This is a genomic window from Gracilibacillus dipsosauri (genome assembly GCF_003176895.1).
GTDB classification, from domain to species: Bacteria; Bacillota; Bacilli; order Bacillales; family Amphibacillaceae; genus Gracilibacillus; species Gracilibacillus dipsosauri.
Map to the genome: position 1 here is coordinate 387,073 of NZ_QGTD01000004.1, position 13,729 is coordinate 400,801.

The following is a 13,729-nucleotide window of genomic DNA, read 5'->3' on the forward strand; positions in this document are numbered from 1 at the left end:
TCTTATTTAACTGCCCCATCTGAAATACCATCGATGATATAGCGTTGTAGGAACATATATAAAATAATGATTGGAATCATGGCAATAACTAATGCCGCTAAGGCTAAGTGCCATTGTGTAGAGTACTCTCCAAAGAAGTAAAAGGTCTTCAATGGAATCGTGTACATTCCTTCCTTATTGATCACAAGGGAAGGAAGGAGGTAGTCATTCCAAAACCAGATCGCATTCAGCACGATAACCGTAACGGTTGTTGATTTCAGCATAGGGAAGATGATATGCCAGTACACTTGAAATCTATTACATCCGTCGATTATTGCCGCTTCATCTAAAGCTTTCGGGATACTTTTCATTGCACCTACATAAAGAAATACCGCCATGCTTGAGCCTAACCCTAAATACATAATCGCTAGACCCGTTCGATTCAACATCTCCACAGCCCCGAATAAGGAAACTAATGGAATCATAATCGACTGGAATGGGATAAGCATACAGATAGCAAACAAAAAGTAGATAGCTGTACTAGATTTACCAGGCTTACGAGATAAGGCATATGCAGCCATAGAAGTAAAAAGCACAATAATCAGAATACTAACACCTGTCACTACCACTGAATTGAAAAACGTTAATAGAAAATCTAACTCACCCAATGCGACGGGATAATTTTCTAATGTTGGTTCGGTTGGAAGACCTAATGTTCCTTTAAAAATACCCGACTTTGTTTTAATTGAATTGACAAATACTAAATAAAAGGGATAGATCCACAACAAAGAGACAATGGCACCGATAAACATCATCGTATACTTATGTGTGCGTTCTTTAGTTCTCATAGCTCTGTCTCCTTTTTACGAGTTAAATAGAGTTGAATAACAGAAATCAATGTAATAATAATGAGAAAAATAATCGCCTTTGATTGCGCATATCCCATATCTTGCACTTTAAAGGCAGTGTCGTAAATATTCATTGTCGCCATTTCCGTTGATCCGAATGGCCCTCCACCTGTTAATGCCATATTCTGATCATACACTTTAAAGGCATTGGATAATGTTAGAAATAAACTGACGGTAAACGCTGGTATAATAAGTGGAAATTTAACCTTCCAGAAGCTTTGCCATTTGTTCGCGCCATCAATGGTAGCCGCTTCTAACAGTTCCTTTGGTACATTGTTCAAAAAGGAAATATAAATGACCATAATATAACCACTCATCTGCCATACAAACAGGATGACTAATCCCCAAAAACCCGTTTCTGTATTAGATAGCCAGCCTTTAAAAAACTCAATACCTGTTACGTCTGCAATTCCTGAAAAGGCTTTTAAAAAGACAAACTGCCAAATAAAACCGAGAATAATGCCGCCAATGAGGTTTGGCATAAAGAAAACGGTACGGAACAATGTGCTGACCTTCCCTAATTTTTGTGTCACTAACAAAGCAAAGGCTAAGCCAATCACATTGATCCCAATAACAGAGGCAATCGAAAAGCCTGCAGTAAATTTTAAGCTATAGAGAAATTGATCGTCTGTGAATAATTTAATATAATTGTCCAATCCAACAAAAGCAGATACCTGGAACCCATTATATTCGGTAAATGAGTAGTAGACGCCTTGAAAGAAAGGAATGATTAAAACGATTAATAGAGCTAGTAATGTCGGTAGCAAAAACAGCCAATATGTGCGGCTTTTAAAATTCATTTTCCCACTCCTTTATTCTAGATGTATGGTGGAGCAAAGAATGTCATTGCTCCACCAACCTTGGGAATGTTATCGCATCTTCGTAAAAGATTCTCCGACTTTCTCTTCAAACTCTTCCCAGCTGTTTTGACCGTCTAAATATTTCTGGAATTCTGGGAATAAAGCCTCTGAGAAGAAGCCATCTGGGTACTGATTATTTGTCCAGATTCTTGACTTATCATTTAACAAGTACTCATATACTTCCTTTGACACAGGATCAGATATCGATTCAGGATCATATCCTTCGTGGGAAGGAATATATTTAAAATCTTCTACAATTAGCTCTTTACCTTTTTCAGAGGTATACATCCAATCTAAAAATTTCTTCGATTCTTCTACAACAGCATCGTCTTTCTTTTTATTAATCCCCCAATACCAGGAAGGGCCTGCAACGATTTTTCCTTCGTTTTCTGGTCCAACAAATAGAGGAAGAATACCTAATTTCTCTTGGACAAAGCTTTCATCTAAACTGTTTAATGAAGGAACAATCCAGTTACCTTGGTGAATAATTGCTACCTGATCATTCGCAAATAATTCTTCTACAGAAGTACTGTAATCTAGTGATAAGATTGGTTGATAATTGTATTTGTTAAATAAATCGGTGTACTCCTTCATTCGGTCACCATACTCAAAGTTTAGCTGATCTGCCTCAAATGCCTCTTTGACGTTATTATTAAATTCTGGTGCGGTAAAATGACTAGAATATTGACTTACTACCCAGTCTTCTTTTGCACTAAATCCAAACACAGCTTCTATACCTAGATCCTCTTTTTGTTCATTTATTTTTTCTACCGCTTCTTTAAACGCTTCATAGCTATCAATCGAAGCAGGATCTACCCCAGCTCGTTCAAAAATGTCTTTATTGTACATCCAGCCATATCCTTCAATATTTAAAGGAATACCATAAGGTGTCCCATCCATAGACCCACCGTCTAATGTCCCTTCAATGGCTGTTTTTGCACTTTCCATGTCTGATACATCTAATAGATAATCTTGATATTTTTCGACATCAGATAACCCACCTAGTAAAAAGATGGCCGGTTCTTCGCCTGATGAGAATTTTGCCTGGAGTGCGGAAGCGGCATCTTGTCCACCACCTACTGTTGTCACATTAATGTCTACGTTTTCATTTTCCTCTTCATATAATTCCACTAAGTTGTTTAATTGGTCTGTCGTTTCTACCTTGATATTAAACACATCTATGACTGTTTTATCTCCTGACCCGGATTTGTCACCGCTTTCATTTAAACCACAAGCAACAAGTAATCCTAATAAAATAATTGAGAGCAAGCTTAATTTAATTTTCATTCCTTATCCTCCTCGTTTAACTTTTGAATGACATGCCCATTTTCAAATAACAACCTGAGGTGCGTACCTCATTTTACTTGAAAAAAATATAAAGACTTTATTCTCTAACTATTTTGTATCATAAACCATTTTTTGAGGTACGTCAATCATTTTTTGAGATACGTACCTCATTTTTTTGTAAGAAGTATTTATTTTGCTCTATTCATATAATACTTCGCATTCGCTTTTGTGACGATTTCAGGCTTGACAATATAGGATTCAATCGAGTTATTGTCTTCATCTAGAAAATATTGCGTCAATTTTTTTAACGTAAAAGCAGATTGTGCTACTGGATCCTGACAAATAGAAGCCGTGATCAAATCTTGCTCGAATGCATGATAAATCGATTCGTTCATATCATGACCAATTAAAATCGGTCGGTTATCCCATTTTTCAATATAATGGGTGACTTTATCCAATAGACCTCCAGCAATATAGACGGCATCTGCCTTTTGTAGGAGTTCACTATGGTCTTTTATGAGCTGCTCGACCATCCCTTCTTTTATATAGGCAATGGTATCGTATTTGATCTCCCTTATTTGGACATCCTTATTTGTTTTGCAGAAATAATCCTTAAAGCCTTTTTCCTTATTCACCATCTGGAAGGTGTCTTCTTGTTCCCTTATGATAATAATTTCTTGTGATTGTTTTTCAAACAGGTGAATTAATTCCCCTGCCAAAAAACCGGCATCATAATAATCACTACCTACATAGGCAATTCTTTTGCTATTTGGAACGTCTGTGTTAATAGTGAAAACAGCGATATTCTTCTTCATCGCTTGTTCAATAATAGTTTCTAAAGGTTTCGAGTCATGAGCAGCGATGACTATAGCGTCATACTCTCCTATATTAACAATCTTTTGGACATATTCTACTTGTTGATTCTCTGGGACAGTATGTACGCGGAGCACTTCTACCCTTAAGCCAAACTCTGAATAAAGGGCTGCCCCTTCTTTAATTTCATGATCTAGAAGATCCCAGAAATAATTCGGAAATACAGGTAAAATAAAGGCAATATTCGTTACTTTTTGTGTAGCTAAAAACTTCGCTGCTCTATTCGGCTTATAGCCCAATTCCTGTGCTTTCGATTTTACTTTTTCTACTGTTTTAATACTTACCCCTTTTCGATTATTGAGCACACGGTCTACCGTAGCAATCGATAAACCTAGCTCTTCAGCAATCATTTTTGCTGTTACACGCACGTTGCCACCTCCTTTTTCTTGTTGATGTAACCGTACTCATTATTCAATGTTTCTTATTCGATTGTCAAGTTTTTCAATTTTTGTCCAACGCTAAAATCATATAGTATAATCTACGCCTTGCCCCTTATCCCAAAACTGCCGATCCTTACGAATATGTACGATTTGTCCAATATGATATGCATTGTGTAAGTTGATATAGGTAAGACTTTCGCAGGATCGTTTTAACCTCTCCTCCTCACTATTCTCGATCTCTTCTTCCCATTCTGTCATAATCCGAAATATCTTTTTTACAAGCTCATCCCAATCTGATTCCTCACTAAATGTTTCTTTATTATCCGAAACCCTAGTATTGTCCTTCACTTTCCTCATTCGATTTAATTCTAACTTATTATAGAAATACAGATGGTGAACAATCTCACTAATAGAGTTGGTAAAATTAGTTTTATAGGCAGCTTGCTCTGAACTTAAACCAGTTATGGCAGTTTTTAACGATACAAACCAACTATCTTGATTATGGCAAGCTCTAAATTGATTTAGTAAATGTTGTTTTAAACTCATTTTTGTTTCCTCATTTCCTAATAAGGTTTCCTGCCAGATGCCAATTGAAAAATCATCATCGCATAGGCTTCTGGATCACGGACTAAATTTTTATGCGCTTCTTCTATACTCCGAAACTCAGCTTCAGAAAGAATACCATTTTTATAAAGTCTCTCAAATCTTTTCGGGTTAAATTGTTCCTTAAAGCCTTCTAAGCCAACTAGATCACTATGAACTGTGACAGCATCCATATCAATATCAGAAAAGCCAGCCTTTGCTAGTAATCTTGGCAAACTACGACCGATTTCACGATTACCTCCGGCTTGAGCTTGCACATCAATCAGCTTCTGAACAATCGTAGATAGGTTCTCTATATTTGGTTCCACAACGCCAAATACACCATCATCTACATCCAAGATTACTAGCTTTCCACCCGGTTTCAATACGCGATAAATCTCTCTTGCCGCTCTCTTCGGTTCAGATAAATGAAGGAATAAAAGACGTGCGATCACAAAGTCATACGAATCATTAGGAAGACCTGTATCATACACAGATGCCTTCATAAAAGTAAGTCTAGGGTTGGGATGAAGAGCTTGCTTGGCTTTGGTGATTAATTTTTCATCGATATCTAATGCCGTAATGCTGCTATTGGGGAGGTTTTCCAGAAGCTTTTCCGTTACGAAGCCTGGCCCACTACCCACTTCTAACACATTCATTCCATCAGTTAAACCATGCCATATTAAATGTTTATACTCCTTTTCCCATCCCATCAAGGCTTGTGCTTTTAATCGGTTAACCTCTGCTTCCCATCCAATATTTGCGTTGCTTGCATGGTAAGACATCTTACACTACTCCTTTCATTATGTAAGCCACTTTTGCACAATCTTAATTCTCCAAATAGCGAATCCAATGAGAGCACCAGACATATTTAAAAAAAAATCATCTATATCAAAGACGCCTCTTCTTGTAACTAGTTGGATAGATTCAATCAGGAGCAAGATCAACATCATAAAAAGTAATGCTGCACCTAATTTTCTCGCCCTCCCCATAAAAAATGGTAGATAAATACCAATTGGAATAAAAAGAATAATATTCCCAGCAAGATTTTTTATCGGGATATCTCGATTCATACTTCCATTCAGCATTACCTGCAAATAGGTCCTAATAGTGTCAAATGGGACAAAATTAGAGGAACTCTTTACATATTCGAAAAAGGAAAGACCATTTCCCATCGTCCCCCTATAGTCAAAAAATAATAGCATGATCATTACAAATGCATATAGTAAAAAACTGAGACCGATCACTACTTTTATTGCTGTTTTCATTTTTATCTCCTTGGATTATCTATAGTTGTCATGTGTCGGCTGAAATAGATCTTCCCTTGAATTGCGGACAACGGAAAAGTGTTCGACATTATAATGACCATGCAATGTTTCATTATGGTGACGAATAATTTGTTCGGCAGTTAAGGTTTCCGTATCTCTTGTCGAATGGCCATCCGCGACTAAGGTGACATCTAAGCCACTAATCGTTGCCGTCCGAACTGCGCTATCGATACAATGTTGTGTTTCACAGCCCATGATGACAATGTGTTTGGTTTCTTGGGATCTTAAATGCTCCAACAATCCTGTTCCGTGAAAGGAATTAGTAGCTTCTTTATCAAATAATTCCGCATGATCTGGTACCTTTATTTCTTTATGAATCTCGAAGCCATCTCCTTTTCCTTCCGCCACGTCTAAATCCCTTACAAAAACAATTGGAACATCAGCTTTCCTCGCTTTTTCGATAACTAGGTTGATTGCTTTAATTAGTTGACTTTTATGAAATACCCCACTTTCTGTCTCATTCCCATCCATTAATTCCTGCTGTGCGTCGATAATTAGCAGTAATTGATTCAAATCTTCCTCTCCTTTCTTATACCTTACTAATCTAATTCTTTATCTAATGCAAAAAACGCTTCCTGAATATTCTGCAAAACTCTTTCACTGTCTTTTGAGCTATATTCACCTAAATCAATTGGTTCTCCAAAATTGACATAAATTTTTTGCCTTTTGAATAGGTTTTTTAATGTGATCGGCCCTTGATAAACGGCTGGAACAATGGGGACTCCTGCTCGTTTTGCAATCACATACGCCCCTCGTTTCAACCCACTGTTTTCACTAGACCTAGTGCCACCTGGAAAAATCCCCACAACTTTTCCTTCCTTTAATAACCTTTGGGGAATTTTTAGTGAGCTCGGTCCAGGGCTTGCTCGATCTACTGGAAAAGCATGTAGTGATTGGAAAAGCCAATGAGTAAGCTTCGTACCGAAAAGCTCCTTTTTCGCCATATAGTGTAGAGGAGTGGGCTTCATTGCGACCCCTAATGCAATCACATCCATCCACGTTCGATGTGTACAAACCACTACATAACTATCGAGATCCTCAGGTATTCTATCTCTATTAATAACCCGTATCCCTCCCCCCAATATATTAATAAATAATTTCATGATAAATCTGCCTATTGTGTACAACATTTCCATTCCTCCTGCTAGAACGAAAGAATACTAGATGCTCTTCATTTTATTTCATCTATAATAACATAATATCCCAGATTTTGAGCCCTTTTGAAGAAAGGAAAAAACGACCCATTGTTACCGATGGATCGTCTTCTCGTATAACATGCCATCAAAACCCTGTCACTTTTTCTCCACGAACAGGCTCTATCCCATCCTTTAACTTGATTCGGATAGAAGTTGCTTCAAGCCAATTTTCTCCGTCCGCTACATGAAAATGAATATGTGGCTCACTAGAATTACCTGAATTGCCAACAGAACCTAACAAGTCACCTGCTTTAACCTGATCCCCTTCTTTTACCTTTAAGGATCCTTTCTGAATATGGGCGATTACACTATATTCCTGATGCTCATGCTTCAAGATGACATGATTCCCAAGTGGTTCTTTTTCATTGGTATCAACGGTTGGGGTGTTGTCCTCTATCTCATTTTCTGCAGATACTACTATTCCATCATAAGGGGCAAGGACGTCTTCGCCAAAAGCATAGTAGCTTTCATTTTTTGTTGGATCCCCTTCAAAAGTAGAATCATTCTCCACTATCACTAAATCATAGGCATATCTTTCGCTTTCCACTGCATAATGATAGTTGACAAGCTCATTCGTACCACCCCAGAAGGTAACCCACTCACCGGCCATTGGCATCTGATACGTATTTTTCGTATACACCTCATCACTCTCATAGGAATGAATCGGTAATACCTGCAAGCCTTCGATCGTGTAATCCTCGGCAAAATAACTGCGAATCCCCTTGTCTCCTGCATCACTTATCCATTGATATTCTGTAAAGGCTTGAACGGGCATGGTAGAAACAGACTCAAAGTTATTGACTCCTTTAGTAAAATCTTTACCGAGCTTTTTGAACTCTTTCAATGACACCGATTCTTGAAAGGCCTTACTCGTTTGATGGTAAATCGCTTCAAATTCACCTGCTAGAAACTTTTCGGGTAGGTCTTCCGGTGGAAAAAATTGGGAAGGTCTATCGTTTTCTCCATTAGAGCCTTTCTTATTGGAGCAGGCAACGATAACTATAACTGCTAATAATGCTAGAGATATTTTTCCTAAACGTTTCATGAGAATGCTCCCTTCTTTTTCTTTATATGGTTTACGTTTTGGAAGGGGGAAGGTTTCATCTCTAACAAATTGCCGTGACTAATATGCTTTTTCCATTAATTCATTAATTTTATGACTTAGCTTCTGTTTAAGTCCTCCATGCTTTTCTTCTTTGTATTGATATTCGGCATCAAACCATTTATTGCTGGGGTATTGCCATACGGGATAAGGAATCCTTTCTTTAGGCTCCCAATTATAGCGTGGAAAGATATGGGAGTGTAAATAAGCATCTGTATTACCATAGATCGAATAATTGATTCTTCTCGGATTACATACCACAGTAATAGCCTCTCCAATTAAACTCATATCTAGCAAATATTCACTTCTTTTTTGAAAATCTAGCTCCTCTAAGGAACCGTAGGCTTTCCAAGGTAGAAGCAGACAATAGCCAGGCAGAAATTGTGTGTCACCCATCACTGCAAAACCACTTCTCATTTTGGCGATAACCATTGGGTTTTCTCCTTTATGTGCTGCTGCTATTCTATCGTTTTTCCATTCTTCACTATTCATGAGAACCTCCTATGTTTGTGAATTTCATCATTTATTTGTTAGTTTATTTCTTCCAAATATTGTTTCATGTCTTTTTTCGTATTCAGGATAATTATTTCTTTTTCAGGAGCAATTCTTTGGAAATCTTGAAATCGTTGATGCATTTTTTTCTTACGAGGATAGTACGTGGTGCAGATATACTTGATGAATGGCCAATCCAATTTCTCTGTACAACCATCTCCCATATCTGGTCGGTTTTTTCCGATGTTCGTTAGCCATCGCTTGACGACTCGATACAGGCAAACGCGTAGAGGAAGTTCTAAATAGATAATCGTGTCAGCATGCTCGGCGCGTATATCAAAGGTCTTATTATAATTTCCTTCGATAATCCATTGGCTTTTCTTCACTATTTCCTTTTGGGCATTAGCAAATTCTTCATATGGGGCTTCGATCCAATTTGGTTTCCAATAGTAAGCGTCTAGATGATAGACTTTTAGATTCAGTATATTTCCTAACCTTCGTGCAAAGGTTGACTTCCCTACACCTGGGGAAATTCCAATAACCATGATTCGATTCATCTGGACACCTTCTTTTTCTATTATTCTTGTTGATGATCATAAGTATAACAGGTTTGAAATTTGGAGAGTATATTTGTTAGAAATATTATACTTTGAATCTTTATAACTGTTAGTCTAAATATTAGTGCTTATGAAAGCAATCGAAAAGAAATTTCTAGCAATCCTATATGATAAGCTTTAAATGAAAAGAACGTCAACAGGGAGGATATTATCATGGCAAATGATTCAAGTATTAGGAGAACAGATTCTGCCTCAAAAGTGATTAAAGCATCACCGCAAACGATCTTTCAGGCATTCGTGAATCCAGAAGCATTAATTTCATGGCTTCCACCAAAAGGAATGTCAGGGCATATTGATACGTTTAACCCACGCGAAGGTGGAACCTATCAATTGACCCTTACATATGAAATGGATCCATCGGCACCTGGTAAGACTACGGAAAACACAGATGTAGCCCAAGGGAAGTTTCTGGAACTGGTTCCAAATAAGCGAATTGTGCAATCCGTAGAATTTAATTCTGATGACCCTGCATTCTCTGGTGAAATGATTCAGAAATGGCTTTTTGAAGATATTTCTGAAGGCACAAAGGTTACTATCATTTGTGAGAACGTACCGGAAGGGATAAGAAAGGAGGATCACGACATAGGTTTAAGATCCACACTGGAGAATCTTGCTATCTTTACCGAATGACAAGCTAGCAGCATTGTTCTACTTTGTCATTTAATAAAATTCTAACCTCGTCCTACATTCATCACTTTGAAAATATAATAAAAATTTTTCTTTACTATAAAAGCTAAATTATGTTATTATATTCCTTATATTAGGGAACGGAGGTTTTTATGAAAATGATCTTATTAGATTCCGAAATTTATGTTGCATTATTAACTGAATAATGTAAAGGCTCCGCTAGCTTGCGGGGTATTCGGGATCGGTCTGCCTGTTTTCATAAAAACTATATACCACATAGAAGAGGGGGAGCTAGATCTTCCTCTTTTTGTTTTTTTACGAACAATTGGGGATAATGCATCATATTCGTTACAGATATGGCGCAGATTCGTTACGGACGCAAGCTATGAGCCATAGCTTGTTTTTTATTTTCTTTAAAAAGGAGTTTAGTTATGACAGAAAATCAATCTAAAAAATATGAGTTTTTAGCAGATGATCCAAATGTGAAAGTGATGCCGATCATGATTTCTCTCATTATTGGAGCATTCTTTGCGATATTAAATGAAACATTGTTAAATATTGCCCTGACGACATTAATGGATCAGTTTAGTATTACGTATACAACCGTACAATGGATGGCTACAGGGTTTATGCTCGTGATGGGGATTGTTACACCAGTCTCTGCTGTCCTATTACAATGGTTCTCTACGAGGCAATTGTTTTTAGGAACGATGACAATCTTTACAATCGGTACGAGTATTTGTGCGATTGCACCTAGCTTCTCGATTTTACTTGTTGGACGATTAATTCAAGCGATTGGAACAGGACTATTAATTCCGATCATCTTTAATGTGTTTTTATTAGTATTTCCACCTGAACGTCGAGGAAAGGTGATGGGGCTTGTTGGACTTGTCTTTATGTTTGCACCAGCTATCGGGCCAACCCTTTCAGGTGTTATCGTGGAGCATTTAGGATGGCGGTATTTATTCATTACAGTGATTCCTTTTGCTGTGTTTTCCTTTTTCTTTGCCTACAGATATTTAGTCAATGTGTCAGAAGTGACGAAGCCTAAGGTAGATATGGTATCCTTAATTTTCTCTACCATTGGTTTTGGTGGGATTGTGTATGGGTTTAGTTCAGCAGGTCACGGGGAATTAGGATTTCTTACACCGAATGCCTATATTCCTATAATTGTGGGAATTGTCGCAATAATCATCTTTGCGATAAGACAGTTCAAGCTAGATGAACCAATCATGGACTTAAAGGTCTTTAAATATCCGATGTATACACATGCTGTCATTATGTTCTTAATTATTATCATGGCAATGTTTGCTTCGGAAATTATTTTACCACTATTTATGCAAGGACCTTTGGCATTATCCCCATCTACGGCTGGGTTAGTTTTATTACCTGGGAGTATATTAAGTGGTCTTATGTCACCCGTGATGGGCTCCTTGTTTGATAAGTTTGGTCCTAAGGTGATGATGATTCCTGCGACCATCGTGTTAAGTAGCACCATGTTTATCATGAGCAGATTAGATATGGAGACACCAGTTTGGCTAGTCGTTGTCAGTTATCTATTATTAATGCTATCGGTATCTGCGATTATGATGCCTGCAGAAACAAATGGATTAAATCAATTGCCTAAAAAGCTATATCCTCACGGAACAGCGATCATGACAACCTTACAGCCTGTTGCGGGAGCGATTGGTGTATCGGTATTTGTCAGCATAATGAGTGCTCGTCAAAATGCCATCTTAGATAATGCGACTACACCAAATGATCCTACGACAATCAATCAAGCATTGGTTAGTGGTGTCGAGCTTGTCTATTTTATCGCTTTCGGGATTGCACTAGTCTCATTCATTTTGGCGCTCTTTGTTTACCGTGCGAAGCCACTAGAAAACCAGTAGAAAAAAGTTCAATGATGGTCGGACCATCATTGAACTTTTTTATTTAACCTCACCCAAGCGCGACATCTAATATCATCATGACAGTAAAACCTATCATTAAGGTCATCGATGCTAAATCCTTATTGCCTTCCTCCTGTGAGCCTGGAATAACTTCTTCTGCTACAACAAAAATCATCGCCCCTGCAGCAAAGCTTAGGGCATATGGTAAAAGTGGTTCGATTAAGGTAACAGCTAATACCCCTATAACAGCAGAAATAGGCTCCACCATCCCTGAGAACTGTCCGTACATAAAGCTTTTCATTCGCGACATTCCATCTCGTCGAAGTGGCATGGAGACTGCGACTCCTTCTGGGAAATTTTGAATACCTATACCAATTCCTAAAGCGATCGCTCCTGCCAACGAAGATGAGGGGAACTCTGCAGCAACGGCTCCAAACGCGACACCAACAGCAAGCCCTTCAGGTATGTTGTGTAGCGTAATAGCAAGGACTAATAGCGTGCTTCGTCTTTTTTTACTTGGTTGGATCCCCTCTGCTTCTTCAATCGAGGAATTAGGATGAAGGTGTGGGAGAATCTTATCGACTCCCCATAGAAATAATCCTCCAAGTAAAAAACCTACTGCTGCCGGTATCCAAGCAGGCAATCCATCCCCTTCAGCCATATCTAACGCTGGAGAGAGTAAAGACCAAAAGCTCGCAGCGATCATCACACCACCAGCGAAGCCTAACATGCTATCCAACAGCTTTTGATTTAATGTTTTCGTAGCAAAGACGAGGGCAGCTCCAAGTGCTGTCATTCCCCATGTAAATGATGTGGCGATTAACGCTTGTACAACCGGGTGAAGATCCAGGAAAAAATCAAGCATGTTCTATCTCCTTCTGACATGTAAGGTGTTTTTATTCTTCCCAAAAAGTTTCCTTAGGTAAAATTCTAAAGGATAAAGGAAGGTAATTCAATTAGGAGGCTTGTATCTGGGCTTGCATGATTTCATATATCTTACGAGTAGTGTTGACATTTCTTACTGTAACTTGTTTGTATAACTTGGTTCCAATCATTCTTCCCATACCACTTCTGGTAACATTTTTCTTAGCAACCGACCATAGAATCGCACCAGGGACATATTTCACGGTGTCTACATCTGGCTTCATGATTAATTTCTCCAGCACTGCTTCATCATCGACTTCCTCCCATAAAAATAAGACATCACTTTTCATTTCTTTGTCATTTTTCCATGTGCTAGGAATCGCATCGACGATTTTTTTGACTTCATTAAAACTTTGAATGACTACTTTAATCTCCAGCCCGAAATCCTGCTGAATAGCTTCTTCTAAGATCTGTGATAGATCGGCTTTTGCTATTTCCTTGTACGAAAAAATAATATTGCCTGTATTAATATATGTCACCACATCGTTCATTCCAACCCGTTCAAATGTTTGTTTCAATAGCTTCATGTCGATTTTGTTTTTCCCACCGACATTAATTCCGCGAAGAAGTGCGACATAAATCATAACCATCTTCCTTTCCATCTTATATATTAAATAATTTAAGATTAGCGAGATTTCTTCTATTTGTCTATTTTTTTTGCTTAAAAATTAGTGACTTTTCT

At 37.9% G+C, this 13,729-nt stretch carries 16 protein-coding genes; 2 read left to right on the forward strand and 14 right to left on the reverse strand.

The genetic code is table 11. The annotated features are described in order from the left end of the window. Positions 1–2 precede the first annotated feature (2 nt). The 12 genes from DLJ74_RS03665 to DLJ74_RS03720 form a co-directional block, all read right to left on the reverse strand. The gene (locus tag DLJ74_RS03665) at positions 3–827 is read right to left on the reverse strand and encodes a carbohydrate ABC transporter permease (protein WP_109983401.1); all 825 of its coding nucleotides are present in this window, start codon (positions 825–827) and stop codon (positions 3–5) included. Further along, positions 824–1,687: a carbohydrate ABC transporter permease gene (locus DLJ74_RS03670; RefSeq protein WP_109983402.1), complete on the reverse strand. Its 864-nt coding sequence runs from the start codon at positions 1,685–1,687 to the stop codon at positions 824–826. The genes DLJ74_RS03665 and DLJ74_RS03670 overlap by 4 nt, the downstream gene beginning before the upstream one ends. A 69-nt stretch (positions 1,688–1,756) precedes the next feature. Further along, complete coding sequence (locus DLJ74_RS03675) at positions 1,757–3,034, reverse strand: ABC transporter substrate-binding protein (RefSeq protein WP_109983403.1); 1,278 nt, start codon at positions 3,032–3,034, stop codon at positions 1,757–1,759. A 188-nt stretch (positions 3,035–3,222) separates the two neighbouring features. Continuing rightward, positions 3,223–4,275 (reverse strand): LacI family DNA-binding transcriptional regulator, encoded by a 1,053-nt coding sequence (locus tag DLJ74_RS03680; protein ID WP_109983404.1) that lies wholly within the window; start codon positions 4,273–4,275, stop codon positions 3,223–3,225. Positions 4,276–4,371: 96 nt separating this feature from the next. After that, positions 4,372–4,833: a DinB family protein gene (locus DLJ74_RS03685; protein WP_109983405.1), complete on the reverse strand. Its 462-nt coding sequence runs from the start codon at positions 4,831–4,833 to the stop codon at positions 4,372–4,374. Between the two features lie 17 nt (positions 4,834–4,850). After that, positions 4,851–5,654, reverse strand: coding sequence for a class I SAM-dependent methyltransferase (locus DLJ74_RS03690; RefSeq protein WP_109983406.1), 804 nt, complete (start codon positions 5,652–5,654; stop codon positions 4,851–4,853). Positions 5,655–5,672: 18 nt separating this feature from the next. Continuing rightward, entirely contained in the window at positions 5,673–6,137 is a 465-nt protein-coding gene (locus DLJ74_RS03695; RefSeq protein WP_109983407.1) for a VanZ family protein, read from the reverse strand. A 15-nt stretch (positions 6,138–6,152) separates the two neighbouring features. Then, on the reverse strand, positions 6,153–6,710 hold the full coding sequence (locus tag DLJ74_RS03700) for a cysteine hydrolase family protein (protein ID WP_054860809.1): 558 nt from the start codon (positions 6,708–6,710) through the stop codon (positions 6,153–6,155). Between the two features lie 26 nt (positions 6,711–6,736). Beyond that, entirely contained in the window at positions 6,737–7,327 is a 591-nt protein-coding gene (locus DLJ74_RS03705) for a lysophospholipid acyltransferase family protein (RefSeq protein ID WP_181397423.1), read from the reverse strand. A 151-nt stretch (positions 7,328–7,478) separates the two neighbouring features. Then, positions 7,479–8,438, reverse strand: a complete 960-nt coding sequence (locus DLJ74_RS03710) for a M23 family metallopeptidase (protein WP_109983408.1) — start codon at positions 8,436–8,438, stop codon at positions 7,479–7,481. 78 nt (positions 8,439–8,516) lie between these two features. Further along, positions 8,517–8,987, reverse strand: a complete 471-nt coding sequence (locus DLJ74_RS03715; protein WP_109983409.1) for an HIT family protein — start codon at positions 8,985–8,987, stop codon at positions 8,517–8,519. Between the two features lie 38 nt (positions 8,988–9,025). Next, the gene (locus DLJ74_RS03720) at positions 9,026–9,544 is read right to left on the reverse strand and encodes a P-loop NTPase family protein (protein ID WP_109983410.1); all 519 of its coding nucleotides are present in this window, start codon (positions 9,542–9,544) and stop codon (positions 9,026–9,028) included. 213 nt (positions 9,545–9,757) lie between these two features. On the opposite strand from DLJ74_RS03720, the gene DLJ74_RS03725 reads away from it, so the two are divergent. Both DLJ74_RS03725 and DLJ74_RS03730 read left to right on the forward strand, forming a co-directional pair. Then, positions 9,758–10,234, forward strand: coding sequence for an SRPBCC family protein (locus DLJ74_RS03725; RefSeq protein ID WP_109983411.1), 477 nt, complete (start codon positions 9,758–9,760; stop codon positions 10,232–10,234). A 428-nt stretch (positions 10,235–10,662) separates the two neighbouring features. Further along, positions 10,663–12,123: an MDR family MFS transporter gene (locus DLJ74_RS03730; protein WP_109983412.1), complete on the forward strand. Its 1,461-nt coding sequence runs from the start codon at positions 10,663–10,665 to the stop codon at positions 12,121–12,123. Between the two features lie 49 nt (positions 12,124–12,172). On the opposite strand, the gene DLJ74_RS03735 is transcribed toward DLJ74_RS03730, so the two are convergent. Beyond that, on the reverse strand, positions 12,173–12,988 hold the full coding sequence (locus tag DLJ74_RS03735) for a ZIP family metal transporter (RefSeq protein WP_109983413.1): 816 nt from the start codon (positions 12,986–12,988) through the stop codon (positions 12,173–12,175). Between the two features lie 91 nt (positions 12,989–13,079). Next, complete coding sequence (locus DLJ74_RS03740) at positions 13,080–13,631, reverse strand: DUF1697 domain-containing protein (protein ID WP_109983414.1); 552 nt, start codon at positions 13,629–13,631, stop codon at positions 13,080–13,082. Positions 13,632–13,729: the final 98 nt, after the last annotated feature.

Bases quoted from the DNA above. Each gene is read 5' to 3' on its own strand.
- DLJ74_RS03725 (WP_109983411.1), top strand. From the start codon at position 9,758: ATGGCAAATGATTCAAGTATTAGGAGAACAGATTCTGCCTCAAAAGTG.
- DLJ74_RS03695 (WP_109983407.1), bottom strand. From the start codon at position 6,137: ATGAAAACAGCAATAAAAGTAGTGATCGGTCTCAGTTTTTTACTATAT.
- DLJ74_RS03705 (WP_181397423.1), bottom strand. From the start codon at position 7,327: ATGTTGTACACAATAGGCAGATTTATCATGAAATTATTTATTAATATA.
- DLJ74_RS03730 (WP_109983412.1), top strand. From the start codon at position 10,663: ATGACAGAAAATCAATCTAAAAAATATGAGTTTTTAGCAGATGATCCA.
- DLJ74_RS03685 (WP_109983405.1), bottom strand. From the start codon at position 4,833: ATGAGTTTAAAACAACATTTACTAAATCAATTTAGAGCTTGCCATAAT.
- DLJ74_RS03670 (WP_109983402.1), bottom strand. From the start codon at position 1,687: ATGAATTTTAAAAGCCGCACATATTGGCTGTTTTTGCTACCGACATTA.
- DLJ74_RS03720 (WP_109983410.1), bottom strand. From the start codon at position 9,544: ATGAATCGAATCATGGTTATTGGAATTTCCCCAGGTGTAGGGAAGTCA.
- DLJ74_RS03710 (WP_109983408.1), bottom strand. From the start codon at position 8,438: ATGAAACGTTTAGGAAAAATATCTCTAGCATTATTAGCAGTTATAGTT.
- DLJ74_RS03675 (WP_109983403.1), bottom strand. From the start codon at position 3,034: ATGAAAATTAAATTAAGCTTGCTCTCAATTATTTTATTAGGATTACTT.
- DLJ74_RS03690 (WP_109983406.1), bottom strand. From the start codon at position 5,654: ATGTCTTACCATGCAAGCAACGCAAATATTGGATGGGAAGCAGAGGTT.
- DLJ74_RS03735 (WP_109983413.1), bottom strand. From the start codon at position 12,988: ATGCTTGATTTTTTCCTGGATCTTCACCCGGTTGTACAAGCGTTAATC.
- DLJ74_RS03715 (WP_109983409.1), bottom strand. From the start codon at position 8,987: ATGAATAGTGAAGAATGGAAAAACGATAGAATAGCAGCAGCACATAAA.
- DLJ74_RS03740 (WP_109983414.1), bottom strand. From the start codon at position 13,631: ATGATTTATGTCGCACTTCTTCGCGGAATTAATGTCGGTGGGAAAAAC.
- DLJ74_RS03665 (WP_109983401.1), bottom strand. From the start codon at position 827: ATGAGAACTAAAGAACGCACACATAAGTATACGATGATGTTTATCGGT.